The sequence below is a fragment of the Microbacterium sp. Se5.02b genome (genome assembly GCF_019464375.1).
In the GTDB taxonomy this organism is placed as follows: domain Bacteria; phylum Actinomycetota; class Actinomycetes; order Actinomycetales; family Microbacteriaceae; genus Microbacterium.
In genome coordinates, this window is the sequence record NZ_CP080491.1 from 2,025,210 (window position 1) to 2,047,588 (window position 22,379).

A 22,379-nucleotide genomic window follows, 5' to 3' on the forward strand; every position below is an offset into this window, starting at 1 on the left:
TGGCAGAGGAACGAACGGAGTGACCATGAACGAACGCGAGCTCGACGAGCTGTTGGCGGACTCGATCGCCCCTCTTGCGCCCTCAGTGGGTTCAGGGGCGACGGCGCTGGCGTCTGTGACGAAGCCCGACCGCTTACGTCGCGGGCATATGCCACGGCCGCGCTGGCTGATGCCGGTGATCGTCGCCGGTACCGTGGCCCTGACAGGCGCTGCCAGCATCACCACCGCTCAGCTCGCCGTCTGGCCCTGGGTGAGTCTCCCCGACGGGTTCGAGCGCAGTATTCGGATCCCCATCGAGTACACGACCGATGAAGGGCATGTCGAGGTCTGCGGCGGCTACGTCGAGTTGCGGAACACGGGCGCGGGCGATCTCGCCGCACTCGATGCCGCGATCCGGGCGCGCGACTGGGTCGGATTCGGTCAGGACCTCTACGATCGCGGCTCGGTCGTCGCTGATGACCCCGACAGCGAACTCCGAGTGGGCAACGAGCTGTATCCCGAACTCGTGGAGATGACGAGAGAGGCGATACCGGGCGTTCTGACTCTCGGCGAGAGCGGCGACACCGTCGCGATCGGTGCCATGGGTCTCAGCTGCCGGGTGGATACGCCGTGAGCGCGCGCGCTGATGAGAAGCGACGGCGCGTCGAGCGGGCGGTCACGATGCACTCCCCCGCGTTGCTTGCCTACTTCGTGCGACGCGTCGAACCTCCTGACATGGCCGCCGACCTTCTCGCCGACACCCTGCTCACCCTGTGGAGGCGTGCAAACGCCCTCCCTGCGCGCGACGAGGAGATCCGTCCCTGGATGTTCGGCATCGCACGGAACATCCTTCTTCACCACCGGCGCAGTGCCGCGCGCCGACATGCTCTCGCGGAACGTCTTCGTCGTCAGTTGTGCACCGAGCCCCGTCCCGGCTTCGCGGATGCTCCCACGTTCGACGAACTCCACGACGCGCTCCGTGCGCTCGGCGAGACGGATCGCGACATCATCACCCTTCTGCACTGGGACGGCCTGTCGCTCGAGGAGATCGCGGGTGTCCTCCGTCTGAAGTCAGCCACGGTGCGCAGCCGGTATCACCGCGCGCGTGAGAGGTTGCGGCACCAACTCGCAGATGCGTACGCCGGGGACAGGCGCTGAGTCAGCTCACGGACCAGACCCCGAGCTCGTTCCCGCTCGGGTCGGAGAAATGCAGACGACGCCCGCCCGGGAATGCGTATGGCTCCTGAAGGATCGCGCCGCCGGCCGCGGTGATCGCGTCCCTGGTGGTGTCGAGGTCGTCCGAATAGAGAAGGACGAGTGGTCCGCCCGTGGGTCTCGGCTCCTCGGCACGCATGAGGCCACCGACCTCGCTGCCGTCGCTGCGCGGCGAGAGGATCCCTGCATAACCTGGGCCGTAGTCCTTGAACGCCCACCCGAACGCGTCGGCGAAGAAGCGCTTCGCGGCGTCGAGATCTGCGACGACGAGTTCGACATAGTCGAGTGAATGGTGAAGCGGTGTGCTGGTCATGGCGTCACCGTAATCCCCGCCACCGACATCGTGCTCGGGCAGGGCAACGTCTTTCGCAGGAGTAGCGTTGAGACGTGCCGCAGGTCTCCCGCTCCCCCGCCTCGATTCCGGGATGGCGCGCATGGGTGATCTGGTCGGTCGGCGTCGCGGCATACGTGCTCGCGATCACCAACCGGACCTCGCTCGGTGCCGTCGGCGTGGAAGCGGCCGACCGGTTCCACGCCGACGCGTCCACGCTGGCGCTGTTCGCCGTGGTGCAGCTCGCCGTCTATGGCGGCATGCAGATCCCGGTCGGAGTGCTCCTCGACCGTTTCGGCTCCCGTCCGATCATGACCATCGGCATGCTGCTCATGGCCGCTGGGCAGTTGACGATGGCCCTCTCCCCCGGCATCGGGATCGCGATCTTCGCTCGTGTGCTCCTCGGCGCCGGGGATGCGGCGATCTTCCCCGCCGTGCTGCGTCTCGTCGCGACCTGGTTCCCCGCGCAGCGCGGGCCGCTCATGGTGCAGTTCACCGGCATCATCGGCCAGGGCGGGCAGTTGATCGCGCTCGTTCCGCTCGCGGCACTCCTGCACGCGACATCGTGGACCATCACGTTCGGGAGCATCGCCGGGCTCGGCGTCCTGTTCACCATCCTCGTCGCGCTGGTCATCCGCAATCACCCGGCCGAACGCGGCGCCGATCTCACCGTGAACACGGACACCGGTGTCGTCCGCGTCGTCACCTCGGCGATCGACACGGGTGTGGGCATCCGCGCAGCGTGGGCGCACCCGGGCACACGTCTGGCGTTCTGGTCGCACTTCACCACGCCATTCGCCGGAACCGCATTCGTGCTGCTGTGGGGGATGCCCTTCCTCACTGCGGCAGAGGGGCTCGACACCGCCCATGCCGCGGGCATCATCTCCGTATATGTCGTTGCCGGCATGCTTCTGGGGCCGGTCATCGGCGACCTTTCTCGGAGGCTGCCGAACTACCGCTCCCTCGCACTGGTCCTCCCCGCCGTCGGAGTGCAGATGACGGCCTGGATCGTCGTGGTCGCGTTCCCCACCCCCGCGCCGATCTGGCTGCTGTACGTCCTCGCGATCGCGCTCGCGACCGGTGGTCCTGCCTCGATGATCGCGTTCGATCACGCCAGAACCCACAATCCCAGCCACCGATTGAGCACCGCGACCGGCGTGACGAATGCCGGCGGCTTCATCGCGGCCCTCATCGCCATCTTCCTGATCGGACTCGCCCTCGACCTGCAGGGCGCCGGCACTCCAGAGACCTACACGCTCGACGCGTTCCGGGTCGCTTTCCTCATGCCGATCCCGCTCTGGATCGTCGGGACGTTCTTCATCCTTGTCGAACGCAAGCGCACCCGCATCCGCATGGGCCTGGACCCCGAGCGTCGACGCTGAGGGCCGAGCCCGCGCAGCGCGCTGTCAGCGGAGCAGGTGCTGCAGCGTCTCGACGATCAGTTCGACGCTCACCCGCTCTGGGACCTCGGCATCCCCGGCCTCGAACTCAGCCAGTTCCACCCCACGGACCGAGCCCTGCGGCACGGCGGCGAAGATCGCAGCGATGTCGTGCGGGAGGAGTCCGCCACCCACGCGATAGGCCGCGGGGATGTAGCCGGGCTCGAGCACGTCCCAGTCGACATGGATCCAGACCGGACGCCCGGCGATGAGCTCGAGGACGCGTTCCGGGGTGCTGTCCTCCGGCGCGAGGACCGTGACGCCCGCACCAACCAGCAGCTCGGCCTCCGCGGTCTCGATGTCGCGACCGCCGACGACGACCACCTTGGTCGGGTCGAGCCCCGCACCGTGCCCGCTGTCCCAGAGTCCACAGGCGGCGGCGAGAACCATGCCGCCGAGGTAGCCCGATTCCGTGGTCGCCGGCGTGTTGAAGTCGCCATGGGCATCGATCCACAGCACGACGGCATCGGGGTGCTGCTCCGCGACGGTCGGCAGCGTGCCCAGACTCGCCGCGCAGGTGTTCGTGATCATCAGGGGCGTCGCGCCTGCGCGGATCGCCTCACGCACCGCGCGGCGGAGACCGGTCAACGTCTCCTGTGCCTCCGGGAGCGCGGTCGACCAGTCATCGACTCTGCTGGGCTCCGGGCTGCCGATGACCTCGGGTTCCAGACCGAGCAGCGAGGAGACCGCGTCACCGACTCGACGCGCACCGACGAGAGCACCGTCGGTACGGTCGGCGACGCGGCCTTGAGAGATGATGAGCGAGTACGAATCGGACATCTCTCCAGCCTGGCATTCGAGGGCCACCTCGTCCAAAACGCGGCTGGTCAGCGACGGCGCGGCGTCCACCCGGAGGGCAGCGGACCCTCCTGCACGGCGCGCTCCCGATCGGCGCGCGCCGACCAGCCCTGCGCCTCGCCCGGGGTGTCGAAGGCTCCACGGGCGAGCCGGATCCCGACGTCTTCATGGTGCATGCGGGGCGCTCCCCGCGACGAACCGACGCCCGGACGCTCCACGCGTCATCGGCGAACCCCCTCCGCGGAACACGCGGTAGTCGTCGTAGCGAGCGGGATCCAGGAGGTCCCAGCACCACTCCCAGACGTTGCCGAGCGTATCGAAGAGTCCGTGGAGGTTCGGCAGTTTGCCGCCGATGTCCTGAGGGGACGACACTCCGTCCGCTCCCGTCCAGGCCGCATCCGCGAGGGGCGCGTAGTGCGGGCCTGTCGAGCCTGCGCGACACGCGAACTCCCACTCCGCTTCGGTGGGGAGGCGATAGCCCTCGGCTGTCGTGTCCCAGCTCACTTCCTCGCCGTCGAACCGGTAGACCGGATCGAGCCCCTCCCACTCCGACAGGGCATTGCTCAGATGCACGGCACGCAGCCAGCTGAGGTCGGCAGCCGGGCGACGCGGATGACGAGCCGGCACGCCGAGAACCTCTGCGAGCTGTTCTTCGGTGACCGGGTACACGCCGATCTCGAACGACTCCAGGATCACGTCGCGCTGCTCGCCCCGGCGCGCATCACGGAGTGTGATCGTCCCTGCCGGGATGCGTGCGAGCTCGAAGTCGGTCATACGGACCCGGTGGTGTCGCTCATGAGGGCACTCGGTCTACCCAGGTGGGGTACTTCGCCGACCGGCCATCGCCTGACGACGTCCGCGTCACACGACGTCGCACCCACGGCCCGACGAACTCGCGGTAGTACGCGAGTCCTGAGGGTCCTCCGTCGAGACGATCACTCGGCGCCCACCATGTCTCTGGGGGCTCGAAACCGAGGGCGTGCAGCACACGCGCCGCCACACGGTGATGGCCCGCCGCGTTCATGTGCAGGCGGTCATCCGCCCAGTACGCCCCTCGGGACAGCTCGTGGTCGGGCCAGTTGAGAGCGCGAACGACGTCAGGACGGTCCTCGATCCGGCGCAGCACGGCGTCAGAGAGGAGGTCGCCCCTGCGCTGCACGAGGTTTCCCATCGGGAGCTGACCGCTCGGGTTGGCGCCGGAGAGGAGGATCATGGTCACGCCCTCTTCGTCGCAGCGTCGCAGAACGCGGCTGAAGGCGTCGGCGATGTGCTCGACATCGGTGCGCGGTCGGAGCATGTCGTTGCCGCCGCCGTTGAAGGAGAGATGCGTGGGGCGTAGCGCGAGTGCGGGTTCGAGTTGCTCCTCGACGATGGGCCAGGCGAGCTTGCCGCGGATCGCGAGGTTCGCGTACTGGATTCCGTGCCCGGCCGCATCGGCCCAGCCTTGAGCCGCGATGTCGGCCCAGCCGCGCTCCTGTCCATTCGGGAGGACGTCACCGACTCCCTCGGTGAACGAATCGCCGATCGCCACGAAGCGTACATCTGCCATCGTCCCAGCCTATTGCTGCTGGTGGCGGGGAGATCGTCTCAGAAGCGTGCACACGAGGCTGCGGTTCAGCGATCGTCGAGCGCGACGCCGCCGCGGTCGACCAGGCCCCACGCCGCGGCCGCCGCGCCGACGAAGCAGAGCCCGAACACGGCGAAGAGGAGGGGCGCTCCGCCGGCGACCAGCATGACGGGGACGGAGAGGGGCGCGATGATCGAGGCGATCCTGCCCACGCCGGCCGCCCATCCCGCCCCTGTCCCGCGCAACGATGTGGGATAGATCTCCGGTGTCACGGCATAGAGCGCGCCCCAGGCGCCGAGGTTGAAGAACGACAGCGCCATTCCTGCCGCGATGATCGCCCCTTCGGTGTCGGCGGTACCGAAGAACACCGCCGACACGGCAGACCCGACCAGGAAGAGGGAGAGCGTCAGCCGCCTTCCCCACACTTCGATCAGCCACGCCGCGACAGCATAGCCCGGCAACTGCGCGAGAGTGATGATGAGTGTGTATCCGAACGACGTGACCAGATCGAAGCCGGCGTCGACGAGGATGCTGGGGATCCAGATGAACGCCCCGTAGTACGCGAAGTTCACCCCGAGCCACACCACCCACAGGCACAGCGTCCGCACCCGGAACTCCGGATTCCACAGCGTGGCCAGGCGCGCTCTGGTCGTGGCGGCGATGGTCCGCGACGCGGGTTCCTTCCGGATCGCGGGGCCGGACACAGCGCCCGCATCCGCTTCGAAGGCCGACACGATGCGGTCGGCTTCGGCGATACGTCCCCGAGAGGCGAGCCATCGCGGCGACTCCGGCATACCCCACCGCACGAACATCGCATAGACGGCAGGGATCGCCCCGAGCGCGAAGGCCCAACGCCAGCCGTCGTCGGACGCCGGGATGACGAGGAATCCGATCACCGCAGCCGCTGTCCACCCGAGCGCCCAGAAGGCCTCGAGGATCACGATCAACCGCCCGCGGATGCGCGAAGGAGCGAACTCGCTGACATACGTCGACGCGACCGGGAGCTCCGCACCCAGCCCCAGACCGACGAAGAACCTCAGCAGCAGGAGCATGGCGAGGCCCCCGACGAGGGCGCTCGCACCGGTCGCGATGCCGTATACGAGCAAGGTGATCGCGAACACCTGCCGGCGCCCGAAGCGGTCAGCGAGGAGTCCGCCGAGGGTGGCTCCGATCGCCATGCCGAGGAACCCGACGGACGCGATCCAGCCGGCTTCCCCCTTGGTCAGACCCCATTGCTGCGTCAGCGCCGCGAGGATGAACGAGATGAGCCCGACGTCCATCGCATCCAGCGCCCAGCCGAGCCCAGAACCGGTGAGCAGACGGAGGTGTCGACGCGTGAAAGGCAGGACGTCCAGGCGCTCGGCGAGCGAAGATCGACTCGGCAGGGCGGTGTTGGCCATGCTCTTCATCGTAGAGCCGTGCCGATACCGCCCTGCGTCGGATGACGCGTCAGGCCCGGTCGGCGAGGATCTTCCGAACGCGCGGGATGACCTCCGTGCCGTACAGCTCGATGCTGCGCATCATCGACTCGTGCGACAGGGTTCCGGTGGCGTACTTCAGATCGAAGCGCCCCAGCCCGAGCGTCGTGATCGTATCGGCGATCTTCGTCGCGACCCGCTCCGGAGAGCCCGCGTAGATGGCGCCCTCCGGTCCCACGTCGTTCTGGAACCGCGCCCGACTGTACGCGGGCCAGCCGCGTTCCCGCCCGATCGTGTTGTTCATCGCCTCGAAGCCCGAGTACGCGGCTTCCCACGCCTCGTCGTCCGTCGCGGCGATGTGCCCCGGCGAGTGCACGGAGACCGGATGCGAGGTCGTTCCGAAGGACGAGACCGAACGGTGATAGAGGTCGACGAACGGCTTGAACCGATGAGCCGGCCCGCCGATGATCGCGAGCATCAATCCGAGACCATGACGAGCCACGCGCACGACGGACTCAGGGCTCCCGCCGACACCGACCCACGTGCGCAGTCCCTTCTCGGTCTTGGGGAAGACGTTCGCGTTCTCGAGAGGCGCGCGCATCGTGCCGGACCACGTGACGGGTTCTTCCTTGAGCAACTCGACGAAGAGCTCGAGCTTCTGCTCGAAGAGCGCATCGTAGTCGCGGAGGTCGTAGCCGAACAACGGGAACGACTCGATGAAGGAGCCGCGACCGAGCACGACCTCCGCCCGTCCGTTCGAGAGCGCATCGAGCGTCGAGAAGCGCTCGAACACGCGCACCGGATCGTCCGACGACAAGACGGTCACCGCGGTTCCGAGCCGGATGTGCTCGGTTCGCGCCGCGATCGCCGCGAGCACCATCTCCGGAGCGGAGACAGCGAACTCGGTGCGGTGGTGCTCCCCCACGCCGAAGAAGTCCACGCCGACGGTGTCGGCCAGTTCCGCCTGTGCCACGATGTTGCGGATGGTCTGAGCTCCGGTGAGAAGCTCCCCGTCCGCATCGCGGGTGATGTCGCCGAAGGTGTCCAGCCCGAACTCGATGCTCATGTCATCCCTTTCCTATTCAGGTGAATGAACACCGGGGGTACGCCGCGCATTCCCCTCAGCGTGGGAGCAACGCGGTGCGGAGGGTGTCGAGCCCCACGCCGCCCATGTCCAGCGCGCGCGTGTGGAACGCCTTGAACGAGAACGCCTCGCCCTCGGCGGCACGCACCCCATCGCGCACCTGCTCCCAGATGCGCTGACCGACCTTGTACGACGGCGCCTGACCGGGCCAGCCGAGGTAGCGGTTGACCTCGAACTGGACGAACTGATCCGACATGTTGACATTGCGGCGCATGAACTCGAGCGCGTACTCGGCATCCCACACGCCGGTGCCATCGAGGCGGGGCTTGCCGAGGTGCACACCGATGTCGAGCACCACTCTGGCGGCGCGCATCCGCTGACCGTCGAGCATGCCGAGGCGGTCAGCCGAATCATCGAGGTACCCGAGCTGCTCCATCAGACGCTCGGCGTAGAGCGCCCAGCCCTCGGCGTGACCCGACGTGCCGGCGAGCAGTCGACGCCAGGAGTTGAGCTCGGCCCGGTTGTACACGGCCTGAGCGATCTGCAGGTGGTGTCCCGGTACGCCCTCGTGATAGACGGTCGTCAACTCCCGCCATGTATCGAACTCCGTCACGCCCTCTGGGACCGACCACCACATCCGGCCGGGGCGTGAGAAATCGTCGGTCGGACCCGTGTAGTAGATCCCGCCCTCCTGAGTCGGGGCGATCATGCACTCGATGGTGCGGATCGCCTCCGGAATGTCGAAATGCGAGGCGGCGAGTTCGGCCACTGCCCGATCGCTGGTCTCCTGCATCCATTTCTGGAGCGCGTCGGTGCCGACGAGCTTGCGCGAAGGATCGGCCTCCAGGTGGGCGACCGCTTCTTCCACAGACGCGCCAGGTAGGATCTCGTTCGCGATCGCGGTCTGCTCCGCCACCATGCGATCGAGCTCCTCGCGCCCCCATTCGTAGGTCTCGTCGAGGTCGATCGTCGCCCCCAGGAATCGGCGGGAGTTCAAGGCGTAGAGCTCGCGCCCCACCGCATCGACCTCGCCGGCGACGGGAGCCAGCTCCTCAGCGAGGAACCGACGCAGTTCGTCGTAGGCGACCCGTGCGGCCGCGGAATTGTCTGCCAGTGTCCGGGCGAGGGACGCGGGAAGCTGACCCTCGTCGGGGTCGGCGTGCGCGACGAAAGCCGCGAAGAAACCGTCGTCCGCGGTGTAGCGGTCGATCTGGAGCGCGACCTCTGTGACCTGACGGCGGGCAGGAGTGATGCCCTCGGCGATGCCGGTGCGGAGCGTCTCGACGTACCCCCGAAGCGCCGCGGGAACGGCCGCGAGGCGCGTGGCGATCACGTCCCAGTCGTCGACGGTCGCTGTCGGCATGAGGTCGAACGCGGAGCGGACATCCTGCGGTGCCGAAGCGATCACGTTGAGGTCGCGCAGATGCCACTTCGCGTCGTGGAACTCCAGATCCAGACGGAGCTCAGAGCTCAGATCGGTCTTCGTGACCTCGTCGATGGCGTCGGTCGGTTCGAGCGCCGACAGTTTGTCGAGAGTCGCTCGGGTCGCCGCTGCGATCTCGTCGTGACCGGCGGGGCTGAGGTCGCCGAACCGATCGTTGACCTCGTCGCGACCGATGTAGGTGCCGAGCGTGGGCGCCAGAACCGCGATCGTGTCGACCCATTCATCGGCGACGGCGTCGATGGCGGAGGGAGTGCGGGGAGCTGAAGTCATACCCTTCAGCCTAATCCCCGACCCCTCGCCGCACCGGTGCCTAGTGCGCGGCCTCGTTCCAGTCGCGTCCGCGCCCGACCTGCACGTCGAGCGGCACCGACAGTTCGGCGGCATCACCCATCCGGGCCCGGACGATGCGCTCGGTGGCATCCCACTCCCCCGGGGCGACTTCGACCACGAGTTCGTCGTGGATCTGGAGCAGAACCCGAGAAGCGAGACCCTCCGTGTGCAGGTCGTCATGGATGTGCAGCAGCGCGATCTTCATGATGTCGGCCGCACTGCCTTGGATCGGGGCGTTGAGAGCGGCACGTTCGGCGTTCTCGCGCAGCACGCGGTTGGGACTCGCGAGGTCGGGGAACGGCCGACGGCGGCCGAAGATGGTCTCGGTGTACCCGACCTCCTTGGCCTTCATGACAGACGCGCGGAGGTAGTCGCGGACGGCACCGAACCTCGCGAAGTACTCCACCATCAGCTGTTTGGCCTCGGACTGCTCGATGCGCAGCTGCTTCGACAGCCCGAATGCCGACAGCCCGTAGACCAGGCCGTACGACATCGCCTTGACCTTGGTGCGCATCGCGGGTGTGACCTCGCTCGGGTCGACGCCGAACACGCGCGCGCCGACGAAGCGATGCAGGTCTTCGCCGCTGTTGAACGCCTCGATCAGCCCTTCGTCACCCGAGAGGTGCGCCATGATGCGCATCTCGATCTGCGAGTAGTCGGCCGTGAGAAGAGCTTCGTACCCCTCGCCGACCTCGAAGGCACTTCGGATGCGGCGGGACTCCTCGGTGCGCACCGGGATGTTCTGCAGGTTCGGATCGGTGCTGGACAGCCGCCCTGTCTGGCTCCCGGTCTGGACATAGGTCGTGTGCACCCGGTGATCGGCTCCGATGGCCGTGTCGAGCGACTCGATGATCTGACGGAGCTTAGTCGCTTCGCGGTGCTGCAGCAGCAGGCTCAGGAACGGATGGGGATGGCTTTCCTGCAGGTCCGCGAGCACGGCGGCGTCCGTCGAATAGCCGGTCTTCGTCTTTCGGGTCTTCGGCAGCTGGAGGTCTTCGAACAGCACCTCCTGCAGCTGCTTGGGAGAGCCGAGGTTGAACTCGCGTCCGACGACCGAGAACGCCTCCTGCGCGAGCCCCTCGGCGCGCGTGGCGAGCTCACCCGAGAACGTCGAGAGCACCTCGTGGGATACCGCCACGCCGGCGACCTCCATGTCGGCGAGGGTGAGCAGCGTCGGCAGCTCGATGTCGACCAGTACCGTGGCGACTGATTCAGGGAGATCCTCCCGCAGAGCGTCCGCGACCCGGAGGGCGAACCACGCCTCCTGTGAGGGCGTCGCGCCCTCGGTCTCGGGAACGAGCTGCGTCGGGTCGGCTTCCGGCAGCTTCTCGCCCAGATAGCGCTCGACCAGGTCGGCGAGCGTCTTGTCGGGGAAGCTCGGGCGCAGCAGCCATCCGGCGAGGCTCGTGTCATAAGCGAGGCCACGGAGGCGGATGCCCTGACGGATCAGCGCCTTCACCTGCGGCTTCGCGTCATGCAGCACCTTCGGCGCGTCGGACTCGAGCCATCCGCGAAGTGCATCGGCCGCAGCATCCGGCCAGGCGGACTCGCGCACCTCGCTCGCCGTCGCGGCACCGATGCGCACTGGCACACCCCTGCGTCGCGAGTCGGATCGCGACGTCGCCGTCCTGCGCGGCCGCCCAGGTCGCGAGGTCTGTCTCCGAGACCTCGACGGGGGTGGGCAGCACGACGACGGACGCGGGGTCGTCCGCCACCTCGCCTGCTCCGACGGCTTCGAAGACTCGGGGCAGCAGAGTGCGGAACTCGAGGCGGGCGAAGATGTCGCGCACCGCCTGTGCGTCGATGGGCGTGACGACGAGGTCGGCGGGTCCCACCGGCAGCTCGACGTCGGTGAGCAGGCGGTTGAGCTTGCGATTGCGCCGCACGTCGTCGATGTGGTCGCGGAGGTTGCCGCCGACGACGCCCTTGATCTCGTCGGCGCGCGCGATCAGCTCATCGAGGGAGCCGAACTGCGTCAGCCACTTGACCGCGGTCTTCTCGCCCACCTTCGGCACACCGGGGAGGTTGTCGCTGGTCTCGCCTACGAGAGCCGCGATGTCGGGGTACTGCTCGGGCCGGACGCCGTAGCGCTCCTGCACCGTGGCCGGGTCGTAGCGCTTGAGCTGGGAGACGCCCTGCACCGACGGATAGAGCAGGGTGACGTCGTCGTTCACGAGTTGGATGGTGTCGCGGTCGCCGGAGACGACGAGCACCTCGAAGCCCTGCTCGGCACCCTGAGACGCCAGCGTCGCGAGGATGTCGTCGGCCTCGATCCCCTCTTTCGTCAGCACCGGTATCGACATGGCGGCGAGGCAGTCCTGCAGAAGAGGGATCTGTCCCTTGAACTCCTGCGGCGACTCCGAGCGGGTGGCCTTGTACTCCGGGTACTCGTCTGTGCGGAACGAGTGACGCGAGGTGTCGAAGGCGATGGCCAGGTGCGTCGGCTGCTCGGCCTTGATGAGGTTCACCAGCATCGACAGGAAACCGTAGATGCCGTTCGTGTGCTGGTTGTCCTTGGTCGTGAAGTTCTCGACCGGGAGGGCGAAGAAGGCACGGTAGGCGAGCGAGTGGCCGTCGACGACCATGAGGGTAGGCTTTGCGGAGTCCGTCACCCTGTCAGCCTAACGAGGACGACAGACACCCGCTGAGGAGGATCATGAGCGACGTCGCGACGAGCGAAGGGCTCGAGTGGGCCACGGCCCGCGGAATGGGCGCTCTCGCCGAGAAGATGGGCATGGAGTTCGTCGAGTTCAGCGTTGATCGCTGCGTGGCGACGATGCCTGTCGAGGGCAACACCCAGCCCGTGGGCCTCATGCACGGCGGAGCGTACGTGGTGCTCGGCGAGTCGCTCGGGTCGATGGCAGCCAATCTGCATGCGGGCGCAGGTCGACTCGCGGTCGGCGTCGACATCAACGCGACGCACACCCGATCGGCGACGTCGGGAGTCGTCACCGGCGTGTGCACCCCTGTCCACCTCGGGCGGAGCATCACGGTGCACGAGATCGTGGTGACGGACGATCAGGGACGTCGGTGCTCGACGATCCGGATCACGAACATGATCAAGGACCTTCCCTCGGGGAGCTGAGCGGCACCTCGAGCAGCCGCTGGAACAGCAGGTGGTCCTGCCACTCCCCCGCGATCAGCAGGTACTTCGGCGCGAGTCCGATGCGCTCGAAGCCGTTGCCGAGCAGCACGCGCTGGGAGCCGAGGTTGTGCAGCAGCGTCGCGGCCTGAAGGCGATGCAGGCGCAGCTCATCCCGCGCATATCCCGCGATCTCTCCTACCGCCCGACTCGCCAGTCCTCGGCGTAGGCGTGACGCATCGATCCAGTAGCCGAGATCCGCGCTCCAGAAGGCACCGCGCACGATGTTGTTGAGGTTCATCCGCCCGCGGATCTCGCCGTCATCCGACTCGATCACGAAGCGGACGCTGCGGCCGGCGGCTGCGTCCTCCACGCACTGCTGCGCGTGCTGCTCCTGCGAGGCGACGGCGAAGAACGCCTCGGAGCGGATCGGCTCCCACGGCGCGAGATGCTCCCGGTTCGCGAGATACGCCCGCGAGAGAGCAGCACCGTCACCGAGGCGGACCGGCCGAAGGATGTGCTCGGCGTCGAGCCGGAGGACCCCGGCCGCCACCATTACTTCTTCGGCGCGAGCTGCTCGATGATCGCCTTGGCGACGTCCTGCATCGTCAGGCGACGGTCCATGGACGCCTTCTGGATCCAGCGGAACGCCTCGGGCTCGCTCAGACCCATCTTCTCGTTGAGCAGCCCCTTGGCCCGGTCGACGAGTTTACGGGTCTCGAAGCGCTCGACCATGTCGGCGACCTCGGCCTCGAGCGTGATGATCTGCTCATGACGAGCCAGCGCGATCTCGATCGCGGGAAGGAGGTCGTTCGGCGTGAACGGCTTCACGACATATGCCAGGGCGCCCGCCTCGCTCGCGCGCTCGACGAGCTCCTTCTGGCTGAACGCCGTCAGGAGGACCACGGGTGCGATGTTGCCCTTGTGCAGCTTCTCCGCGGCGCTGATGCCGTCGAGCTGAGGCATCTTGACGTCCATGATGACGAGGTCGGGCCGCAGCTCGGTCGCGAGCGCCACCGCCGTCTCTCCGTCACCAGCCTCGCCGACGACATCGAAGCCGTTGTCGCGGAGGATCTCGACGATGTCGAGACGGATCAACGACTCGTCTTCGGCGACGACGACGCGTCGGGGTGCGGATGACGTGGGCTGTTCGGCCTGCTCTTCGTGCTCTGTCACATGACCATCCTAGTGGAGTGCCCCTGTCAGGGAGCCGTAGGGCGTCGGCGGCGGCGAACGCACCCCGCCCCCTGCGCTAAAGTCGTAGACGCGACACACGAGCCGGCGTGGCGGAATGGCAGACGCGGAGCACTCAAAATGCTTTGTCCGAAAGGGCGTGTGGGTTCGAGTCCCACCGCCGGCACACAGATATCGACGACCCGAGATCACTCCGCGAGCACAGCGAGTTCGGCCAGGACGCGGGGGTGCGCGAGGATCCGGAAGTGCCCGCCTGTCTCGAGTCGCACGTTCTTCGCACCGGCCAGCTCGCTGCCCTCCGGGATGTGGGGATCGAACGCCGCGTAGATCGACACGATCCGCTCATTGACCGTGAGCTGTCGGGCCATGCCCACGATCGAGGGATCCTCTGGCGAGAACGCGCGCAGGGTGCGCGACAGCATCAGCCGCGCGTAACGCGAGCCGCCGAACGGTGTCGCGATCGCGAGCATCGAACGAACCCGCTCCCCCGCATGCCCGGTCATGACGAGCTTGCCTGCCAGCCCGCCCTTGCTGTGCGCGACGAGGATCACGTCGGTGAGGTCGTGACGCTCGACGAACTCCGCGACGGCCGCGGCGATGTCGGCCACAGGACGCTCGTTCCGACGCAGCGTGTCGACGATGTGGACGGCGTGCCCCCTCGCATGCATCTGCTCCACGAGGGGCTGCATGAACTTCCACGTCTCGTACACTCCGGGGAGCACGACGATGTTCGCTCGGCTCCCTGATCCGAAAGTCGCGGGATCGGTGCGGTCGAACGTCGCTCGCAGCTGCCAGTAGCCCGCGTATACGTAGTCGGCGATCCACCAAGCGGCCTTCCTCAGCATGCCGATGACACACGCCCTGTCGCACAGCTTCGGCTCATGAGAGTAAAACTACCGGGCCGCACGACAGTGGGGGCGAGACCGAAGTCCCGCCCCCACTGGATGCCGTGTGTCAGACGCCGGCCTTGTAGATCGGTGCTGCACCGCGGATCGCGTCGCCGACCTTGTGCACGCGAAGGTCGTTCGTCGATCCGATGATCCCGGGAGGGGAACCCGAGATCACGACGACCTTGTCCCCTTCCTCGGCCAGTCCGTTGCCGAGCAGATACTCGTCGACCTGGTGATACATCAGGTCGGTGTGCTGCACCATGTCGACGAGCGTCGAGCGGATGCCCCAGGTGAGCGCCATACGACGACGGATACCCGGCTCCGGGGTGAACGCGATCATCGGGATGCGCGACCGCAGACGCGACAGGCGACGCGCGGAGTCGCCCGACTGCGTGAAGACGCAGAGGAACTTCGCATCGACGAACTCGGCGACCTCGAGCGCGGCGAGGGTGATCGCACCGCCCTGGGTGCGGGGCTTGGTCGTGAGCGGCGCGATGCGCTCCAGCCCGTGCTCCTCGGTCGATTCGATGATGCGGGCCATGGTCTCGACGACCACGACCGGGTAGTCGCCCACGCTCGTCTCGCCGGACAGCATCACGGCGTCCGCGCCGTCGAGCACGGCGTTCGCGACGTCCGAGGTCTCGGCGCGCGTCGGGACGGGGCTGTTGATCATCGACTCGAGCATCTGCGTCGCGACGATGACGGGCTTCGCGTTGCGACGGGCGAGTTCGACGGCGCGCTTCTGCACGATGGGCACGGCCTCGAGCGGCAGCTCGACACCGAGGTCTCCACGGGCGACCATGATGGCGTCGAAGGCATCCACGATCTCCTCGAGCGCGTCGACCGCCTGCGGCTTCTCGACCTTGGCGATGACGGGGACCTTGACGCCTTCTTCGGCCATGATCTCGTGCACGCGGGTCACATCGGCCGCGTTCCGCACGAAGGACAGCGCGATCAGGTCGGCTCCGATACGGAGCCCCCAGCGCAGGTCGTCCTCGTCCTTCTCGCTCAGAGCAGGCACGTTCACCGCGACACCCGGGAGGTTGATGCCCTTGTTGTTGGACACGGCGCCCGCGACGATCACCTTGGTGGTGACGGTGACGCCGTCGGTCTCGACGACCTCGACGCGGACCTTGCCGTCGTCGATGAGCAGGAAGTCGCCCGGCTTCACATCGTTGGGGAGGCCCTTGAATGTGGTGCCGGAGATCTCCTTGTTCCCGACGATGTCCTCGGTGGTGATCTTGAAGAGGTCGCCCTTGGCGAGCTCGTACGGTCCGCCCTCGAACTTGCCGAGGCGGATCTTCGGGCCCTGCAGGTCGACGAGGATCGCGACGGCACGGCCGGCATCCTCGGCCGCACGACGCACGTTGGCGTAGTTGTTCTCGTGCACGGAGTAGTCACCGTGGCTGAGGTTCAGGCGTGCGACGTCCACCCCCGCATCGATCAGTGCACGCACCGTCTCATAGGTGGAGGTGGCGGGGCCCAGGGTGGCGACGATTTTCGCGCGTCTCAAAGATTGCTCCAGGGTAGAAGTGGGGGATGTAGATCAGGCGACGGTGCCGGCCTCAGCCTACGCGGGCTGGAGTCCGATCGCGACATCGCTCGGGCGCACGGGCTCGGGGAGCACGGTCGTTCCCATCAGGTACCGGTCGACGTTCGCCGCGGCAGCGCGACCCTCGGCGATGGCCCACACGATGAGCGACTGCCCGCGGCCGGCGTCACCGGCGACGAACACACCGGGGACGGTGGACTCGTACGAGGAATCGCGGCGGAACGCTCCGCGGTCGCTCACCTGCGGAAGGGTCTCCTCGGTGTACCCGTCCTGCTCCGGTCCGGTGAAGCCCATCGCGATGAGGATCAGATCGGCGGGGATCTCGCGCTCGGTGCCGCTCTTGGGAACACGACGTCCGTCGACGTACTCGGTCTCGGCGACCCGCAGCGCGCGGACCTCGCCGACCTCGTTGCCGAGGAACTCGACCGTGGATGCGAGGAAGACCCTCTCGCCACCCTCTTCGTGCGCGGAGGACACCTCGAAGATCGTCGGCATCATCGGCCACGGCTGGTGGTCGGGGCGGGTGTCGCCGGGCTGCTTGCCGATCGCGAGGTTCGTGACGCTGAGCGCCCCCTGGCGGTGCGCGGTGCCGATGCAGTCCGCACCGGTGTCGCCGCCGCCGATCACGATGACGTGCTTGCCTTCGGCGCTGATCTGGTCGGTGACCTTGTCGCCGGCGACCGCGTGGTTGGACTCGACCAGGTACTCCATCGCGAAGTGCACGCCGTCGAGGTCGCGGCCGGGGATCGCCAGGTCGCGCGGAACCGTCGACCCGGTGGCGATCACGACGGCGTCGTAACGGGCGCGCAGGTCGGGCCAGGAGATGTCCTTGCCGATCTCCACACCGGCGCGGAACCGGGTGCCCTCCTCCTGCATCTGGCGAAGGCGCGACTCGAGCTGCGTCTTCTCCATCTTGAAGTCGGGGATGCCGTAGCGGAGCAGGCCGCCGATCCGGTCGTCGCGCTCGAACACCGCGACGGTGTGCCCTGCGCGGGTGAGCTGCTGGGCGGCCGCGAGACCCGCAGGCCCCGACCCGACGACGGCGACGGTCTTCCCGGTCAGACGCTCCGGTGGCTCCGGCTCGACCCAGCCCTTCGCGAACGCCTCGTCGATGATCGAGACCTCGACCTGCTTGATCGTGACCGCAGGCTGGTTGATGCCCAGCACGCACGAGCTCTCGCACGGTGCGGGGCAGAGACGACCGGTGAACTCCGGGAAGTTGTTCGTGGCGTGCAGCCGCTCGATGGCGGCGCGCCCCTCTCCCCGCCAGGTGAGATCGTTCCACTCCGGGATCAGGTTGCCCAGGGGGCAGCCCTGATGGCAGAACGGCACACCGCAGTCCATGCAGCGGCCGGCCTGGCGACGCAGGACCGCCTTGTCGCCGGGCTCATAGACCTCTTTCCAGTCCATGATGCGCACCGGCACCGGACGTCGTGCGGGAAGTTCCCGCTCGGTCACCTTCAGAAAGCCTTTGGGATCAGCCACCGGTCACCTCCAGGATGCGGTTCCACACGATGTCGCCGTCGGGGTCGATCCCCTCGGCCAGCGCCTCCTCGCGCATGCTCCGCACGGCGGCGAAGTCTCGAGGAAGCACCTTCACGAACTCCGACGCACTCTCCTCGAAGCTCTCCAGGAGAGCAGAGGCTCGCGGCGATGCCGTGCGCTCGACGTGCGCGACGAGCAGGCTGCGCAGCACCTCGAGGTCTGCACGGTCGAGGGGCTCGAGACGGAGCTCGCCGCTGCCCAGCGACTGCGCGTTCACCTTGCCGGCGTCGAGAGCGTGGACATACGCCACTCCCCCGGACATCCCCGCACCGAAGTTGCGTCCTGTCGAGCCGAGGATCACCGCCAGGCCTCCGGTCATGTACTCGAGAGCGTGGTCGCCCACACCCTCAACGACCGCCGTGGCGCCCGAGTTGCGTACGAGGAAGCGCTCGCCAACGACGCCGGAGATGAACATCGTGCCCGATGTCGCACCGTAACCGATCACGTTGCCGGCGATGACGTTCTCGTGCGGAGCGATCGACGAGCCGCGAGGCGGTCGGATCGTGATGTCGCCGCCCGAAAGCCCCTTGCCGACGTAGTCGTTCGCGTCGCCCTCGAGACGAAGGACGATGCCCGGCGGCAGGAAGGCGCCGAGAGACTGTCCTGCGGTTCCATGGAGCGTGACGTCGATCGTCCCCTCCGGAAGACCGGTGGCGCCGTGCCGGGAGGTCACCTGGTGGCCGAGCATCGTGCCGACGGCGCGCTCGGTGTTCGCGATCGGGAGTTCCACGACCACGGGTTCCGCATTGAGCAGAGCATTCTTGGCGATATCGATCAGTCGGACGTCGAAATGCTTGTCGAGTTCGTGGTCCTGGGCGCGTGCGTTGCGACGGGCTTCGCCGGCGGGGAAGGCAGGACCCTCGAGGACCGGGCTGAGGTCGAGGCCCTCGGCCTTCCAATGCTCGACCGCGGCGTCGACCTCGATGAGGTCGGCCCGTCCGATGATCTCGTCGAGGGAACGGTAGCCGAGCTCGGACAGCAGTTCGCGGACCTCCTCGGCGATGAACTCCATGAAGTTCACGACGAACTCCGGCTTGCCGGTGAAACGGTCGCGCAGCACCGGGTTCTGGGTGGCGACGCCGACCGGGCACGTGTCGAGATGACACACCCGCATCATGATGCACCCGCTGACCACGAGCGGAGCGGTGGCGAAGCCGAACTCCTCCGCGCCGAGCAGCGCGCCGATGATGACATCACGACCTGTCTTCAGCTGGCCGTCGACCTGCACCACGACGCGGTCGCGCATGCCGTTGAGCATGAGCGTCTGCTGGGTCTCGGCGAGGCCGAGTTCCCAGGGCGTGCCGGCGTGCTTGAGCGAGTTGAGCGGACTCGCGCCTGTGCCGCCGTCGTGACCGGACACCAGGATCACATCGCTCAGCGCCTTCGCCACACCGGCGGAGACCGCACCGATACCGGACTGGCTGACCAGCTTGGTGTGGATGCGCGCCTCGGGGTTCGCACGCTTCAGGTCGAAGATGAGCTGCTTGAGGTCCTCGATCGAGTAGATGTCGTGGTGCGGCGGAGGCGAGATGAGGCCGACGCCCGCGGTGGCATGCCGGGTACGGGCGACCCACGGGTAGACCTTGGTCGGAGGCAGCTGCCCTCCCTCGCCCGGCTTGGCGCCCTGGGCGAGCTTGATCTGGATGTCGTCCGCCTCGGTGAGGTACAGGCTCGTCACCCCGAATCGTCCCGAGGCCACCTGCTTGATGGCGCTCCGACGCTCGGGGTCGACAAGCCGGTCGGGGTCTTCGCCGCCCTCACCCGTGTTCGACTTGGCGCCGATGCTGTTCATCGCGACGGCGAGGGTCTCGTGCGCCTCGCGGGAGATCGAGCCGTAGCTCATCGCCCCGGTCGAGAAACGCTTGACGATCGACGACACCGGCTCGACCTCGTCCAGGGGGACGGGCTTGCGGGTGCCGGTGCGCAGCTGGAAGAGACCACGAAGGGTCTTCAGCTCGGCGGCCTGCTCGTCGACGAGTGCGGTGTACTCACGGAAGATGTCGTAGCGCCGCGTCCTGGTGGAGTGCTGCAGCTTGAACACCGTCTCCGGGTTGAACAGGTGCGGCGAGCCGTCACGGCGCCACTGGTATTCGCCACCGGTCCACAGACGCTCGTGCGCACGGGCGGCGGCATCCTCGGGATAGGCGTAGTCGTGACGTGCCTGGTTCTCGGCGAAGATCTCCTCGATCCCGATGCCGCCGAGCTTCGACTCCGTACGGGTGAAGTACGCGTCGATGAACTCCTGGCTGAGACCGATCGCCTCGAACACCTGGGCGCCCGCGTATGACGACACCGTGGAGATGCCCATCTTCGACATGATCTTGAGCACGCCCTTGCCGAGCGCGTAGATCAGGTTCTCGACGGCCTTCTCGGGAGTGATGCCGGTGATGAACCCGGTGCGGACGAGGTGTTCGACCGTCTCCATCGCCAGGTACGGGTTGACGGCGGAGGCGCCATAGCCGATGAGAGTCGCGACGTGATGAACCTCGCGCACGTCGCCCGCCTCGACGATGAGCCCGACCTTCATCCGGTTCTCACGACGGATGAGGTGGTGGTGGATCGCCGAGACCATGAGCAGCGACGGGATCGGCGTCAGGTCCTTGTTCGAGTCACGGTCGGACAGGATGATGAACTCGGCGCCGTTCTCGATGGCGTCATCCACCTCCGCGCACATCTCCGTGAGACGGTCCTGGAGCGTCTGAGGACCTGCGTCGAAGTGGTAGAGGCCGCGGATCGTCGCGCTCCATCGTCCGGGCATGGCCTTGTCGATGTGGCGGATCTTGGCGAGCTCGTCGTTGTCGATGACGGGGAAGTCGAGCGAGACGGTGCGAGTGTGCTCGGGGCCCCACGACAGCAGGTTGCTCTCCGGTCCGAGCCCCAGCTTGAGGCTCGTGACGACTTCTTCACGGATCGAGTCGAGCGGCGGGTTCGTGACCTGGGCGAACTGCTGCGTGAAGTAATCGAACAGCAGACGCGGACGCTTGCTGAGCACCGCGATCGGGGTGTCTGACCCCATGGCGCCGAGTGGCTCGACTCCGGTCTGACCCATCGGAGTGAGGAGGATGCGGACCTCTTCCTCCGTGTAGCCGAAGGTGCGCTGGCGTCGGGTGATCGATGCCGGCGGGTGCACGATGTGCTCGCGCTCCGGAAGCTCCGCGAGACGCACGGCACCGGCATCCAGCCACTCCTGCCACGGGTGCATCGTGGAGAGGTCGCGCTTGATCTCGCTGTCCTCGACGATGCGACGCTGCGAGGTGTCGACGAGGAACATCTTGCCCGGCTGCAGACGTCCGCGGCGCTTGATGCGCTCCGGCTCGAAGTGCAGCACCCCGGTCTCGGAGCCGATCACGACCAGACCGTCGGTGGTCTCCGTCCAGCGTCCAGGGCGCAGTCCGTTGCGGTCGAGGGTCGCACCCACCAGGGTTCCGTCGGTGAAGATCAGCGCAGCGGGTCCGTCCCACGGCTCCATCTGGTTCGAGTGGTACTCGTAGAACGAGCGCAGCTCCGGCGTGATGTCGGACTGCTTCTCGTAGGCCTCCGGCACCATCATCATGATGGCGTGGGGCAGGCTCCGCCCGGTCAGGGTCAGCAGCTCGAGGACCTCGTCGAACGAGGCGGAGTCGCTGGCGCCGTCGGTGCAGATCGGCAGCAGGGGCGCGATGTCGCCGAGCAGTTCGGATTCGAGCTGCGACTGGCGCGCGCGCATCCAGTTGCGGTTGCCGCCGACGGTGTTGATCTCGCCGTTGTGTGCGAGCATGCGCAGCGGCTGCGCCAGAGGCCAGGACGGGAACGTGTTCGTCGAGTAGCGGGAGTGCACGACCGCGAGCTCGGAGGCGAAGCGCTCGTCCTGCAGGTCGGGGTAGAACGGCTCCAGCTGGAGCGTCGTGACCATGCCCTTGTAGCCGAGGGTTCGGGCGGACAGGGAGACGAAGTAGGCGCCGAGCTCATGTCCTGCGCGCTTGCGCAGGCGGTAGGCGACGCGATCGAGAGCGATGCCCGTGAGCGGTGCGTCGGCGTGGGTCGCCCCACCGGCGCTCACGAACAGCTGCTCGAACGCGGGACGCGCCTCGTCGGCGAGCTTGCCGAGGTTCTCGTTGGCTGTGGGGACCTCGCGCCAGCCGAGGACGCGAAGTCCCTCGGAACGGGCGATCTTCTCGATCCCGGCCTTCTGCTGGCGACGCTCGCTCGAATCGCGAGGCAGGAACGCCAGTCCTGCGGCGTACTCCCCGACGGGCGGCAGTTCGAAGCCGGTCACAGCGCGGAGGAATGCATCGGGCATCTGCGTCAGGATGCCGGCGCCGTCCCCGGTGCCCGCGTCGGAGCCGATGGCCCCGCGGTGCTCCAGGTTGCGCAGGGCCTCGAGGGCCAACGCGATGATGTCGTGCCCGGCTTCGCCGCGCAGGGTCGCGACCATGGCGAGGCCGCAGGCGTCCTTCTCGAACGCCGGGTTGTACATTCCCTGCTTCGGGGGGTAGGCGCCGGACGCGCCGTAGGGTGGCTGGAAGTACACC

General features: G+C 67.5%; 16 protein-coding genes, 1 tRNA gene and 2 pseudogenes. 5 read left to right on the forward strand and 14 right to left on the reverse strand.

The genetic code is table 11. The features are described 5' to 3' along the window. The first annotated feature begins 25 nt into the window (after positions 1-25). Together K1X59_RS10035 and K1X59_RS10040 are read left to right on the forward strand one after the other, a co-directional pair. The gene (locus tag K1X59_RS10035; RefSeq protein WP_183152696.1) at positions 26-613 is read left to right on the forward strand and encodes a hypothetical protein; all 588 of its coding nucleotides are present in this window, start codon (positions 26-28) and stop codon (positions 611-613) included. Next, positions 610-1,137 (forward strand): RNA polymerase sigma factor, encoded by a 528-nt coding sequence (locus K1X59_RS10040; protein WP_202045627.1) that lies wholly within the window; start codon positions 610-612, stop codon positions 1,135-1,137. Before K1X59_RS10035 ends, K1X59_RS10040 begins: the two co-directional genes overlap by 4 nt. A gap of 1 nt (position 1,138) precedes the next feature. On the opposite strand, the gene K1X59_RS10045 is transcribed toward K1X59_RS10040, so the two are convergent. After that, positions 1,139-1,507: a VOC family protein gene (locus K1X59_RS10045; protein ID WP_183152697.1), complete on the reverse strand. Its 369-nt coding sequence runs from the start codon at positions 1,505-1,507 to the stop codon at positions 1,139-1,141. Between the two features lie 74 nt (positions 1,508-1,581). Between K1X59_RS10045 and K1X59_RS10050 the strand changes: the two genes are divergently transcribed. Beyond that, the gene (locus K1X59_RS10050) at positions 1,582-2,907 is read left to right on the forward strand and encodes a nitrate/nitrite transporter (protein ID WP_183152698.1); all 1,326 of its coding nucleotides are present in this window, start codon (positions 1,582-1,584) and stop codon (positions 2,905-2,907) included. Between the two features lie 24 nt (positions 2,908-2,931). Here K1X59_RS10050 and K1X59_RS10055 read toward each other — a convergent pair whose 3' ends face one another. From K1X59_RS10055 to polA, 7 genes and pseudogenes are all read right to left on the reverse strand, one after another. Beyond that, a complete protein-coding gene (locus K1X59_RS10055) occupies positions 2,932-3,744 on the reverse strand; it encodes an arginase family protein (RefSeq protein WP_183152699.1) in 813 nt (270 codons plus the stop codon). Positions 3,745-3,791: 47 nt separating this feature from the next. Beyond that, positions 3,792-4,536, reverse strand: a pseudogene (locus tag K1X59_RS10060) (formylglycine-generating enzyme family protein). Between the two features lie 19 nt (positions 4,537-4,555). Continuing rightward, the gene (locus K1X59_RS10065; RefSeq protein WP_183152700.1) at positions 4,556-5,311 is read right to left on the reverse strand and encodes an SGNH/GDSL hydrolase family protein; all 756 of its coding nucleotides are present in this window, start codon (positions 5,309-5,311) and stop codon (positions 4,556-4,558) included. Positions 5,312-5,376: 65 nt separating this feature from the next. Further along, on the reverse strand, positions 5,377-6,729 hold the full coding sequence (locus K1X59_RS10070) for an MFS transporter (RefSeq protein WP_183152701.1): 1,353 nt from the start codon (positions 6,727-6,729) through the stop codon (positions 5,377-5,379). A gap of 49 nt (positions 6,730-6,778) precedes the next feature. Beyond that, a complete protein-coding gene (locus K1X59_RS10075; RefSeq protein WP_183152702.1) occupies positions 6,779-7,813 on the reverse strand; it encodes an LLM class flavin-dependent oxidoreductase in 1,035 nt (344 codons plus the stop codon). A gap of 55 nt (positions 7,814-7,868) precedes the next feature. Next, complete coding sequence (locus K1X59_RS10080; RefSeq protein ID WP_183152703.1) at positions 7,869-9,545, reverse strand: DUF885 domain-containing protein; 1,677 nt, start codon at positions 9,543-9,545, stop codon at positions 7,869-7,871. Between the two features lie 40 nt (positions 9,546-9,585). Beyond that, a pseudogene (polA, locus tag K1X59_RS10085) lies at positions 9,586-12,217 on the reverse strand (DNA polymerase I). A gap of 44 nt (positions 12,218-12,261) precedes the next feature. On the opposite strand from polA, the gene K1X59_RS10090 reads away from it, so the two are divergent. Continuing rightward, positions 12,262-12,690 carry a hotdog fold thioesterase gene (locus tag K1X59_RS10090; RefSeq protein ID WP_183152704.1) on the forward strand — a complete coding sequence of 143 codons (429 nt, stop codon included), beginning with the start codon at positions 12,262-12,264 and terminating at the stop codon, positions 12,688-12,690. On the opposite strand, the gene K1X59_RS10095 is transcribed toward K1X59_RS10090, so the two are convergent. Together K1X59_RS10095 and K1X59_RS10100 are read right to left on the reverse strand one after the other, a co-directional pair. After that, positions 12,665-13,243 carry a GNAT family N-acetyltransferase gene (locus K1X59_RS10095; protein WP_183152705.1) on the reverse strand — a complete coding sequence of 193 codons (579 nt, stop codon included), beginning with the start codon at positions 13,241-13,243 and terminating at the stop codon, positions 12,665-12,667. The two genes, K1X59_RS10090 and K1X59_RS10095, sit on opposite strands and share 26 nt — an antisense overlap. Further along, positions 13,243-13,863 carry an ANTAR domain-containing response regulator gene (locus K1X59_RS10100; protein WP_017202127.1) on the reverse strand — a complete coding sequence of 207 codons (621 nt, stop codon included), beginning with the start codon at positions 13,861-13,863 and terminating at the stop codon, positions 13,243-13,245. The genes K1X59_RS10095 and K1X59_RS10100 overlap by 1 nt, the downstream gene beginning before the upstream one ends. Positions 13,864-13,964: 101 nt before the next feature. On the opposite strand from K1X59_RS10100, the gene K1X59_RS10105 reads away from it, so the two are divergent. After that, positions 13,965-14,047, forward strand: a tRNA-Leu gene (locus tag K1X59_RS10105). A gap of 22 nt (positions 14,048-14,069) precedes the next feature. Here the strand turns inward: K1X59_RS10105 and K1X59_RS10110 are convergent. The 4 genes from K1X59_RS10110 to gltB all read right to left on the reverse strand — a co-directional run bounded on the left by K1X59_RS10110 (position 14,070) and on the right by gltB (position 22,324). After that, a complete protein-coding gene (locus K1X59_RS10110) occupies positions 14,070-14,726 on the reverse strand; it encodes a triacylglycerol lipase (RefSeq protein WP_183152706.1) in 657 nt (218 codons plus the stop codon). 109 nt (positions 14,727-14,835) lie between these two features. Next, entirely contained in the window at positions 14,836-16,284 is a 1,449-nt protein-coding gene (pyk, locus tag K1X59_RS10115) for a pyruvate kinase (protein WP_183152707.1), read from the reverse strand. Positions 16,285-16,341: 57 nt separating this feature from the next. After that, a complete protein-coding gene (locus K1X59_RS10120) occupies positions 16,342-17,808 on the reverse strand; it encodes a glutamate synthase subunit beta (protein WP_183150035.1) in 1,467 nt (488 codons plus the stop codon). Then, on the reverse strand, positions 17,801-22,324 hold the full coding sequence (gene gltB / locus K1X59_RS10125; RefSeq protein ID WP_183152802.1) for a glutamate synthase large subunit: 4,524 nt from the start codon (positions 22,322-22,324) through the stop codon (positions 17,801-17,803). Before gltB ends, K1X59_RS10120 begins: the two co-directional genes overlap by 8 nt. Positions 22,325-22,379 lie beyond the last annotated feature (55 nt).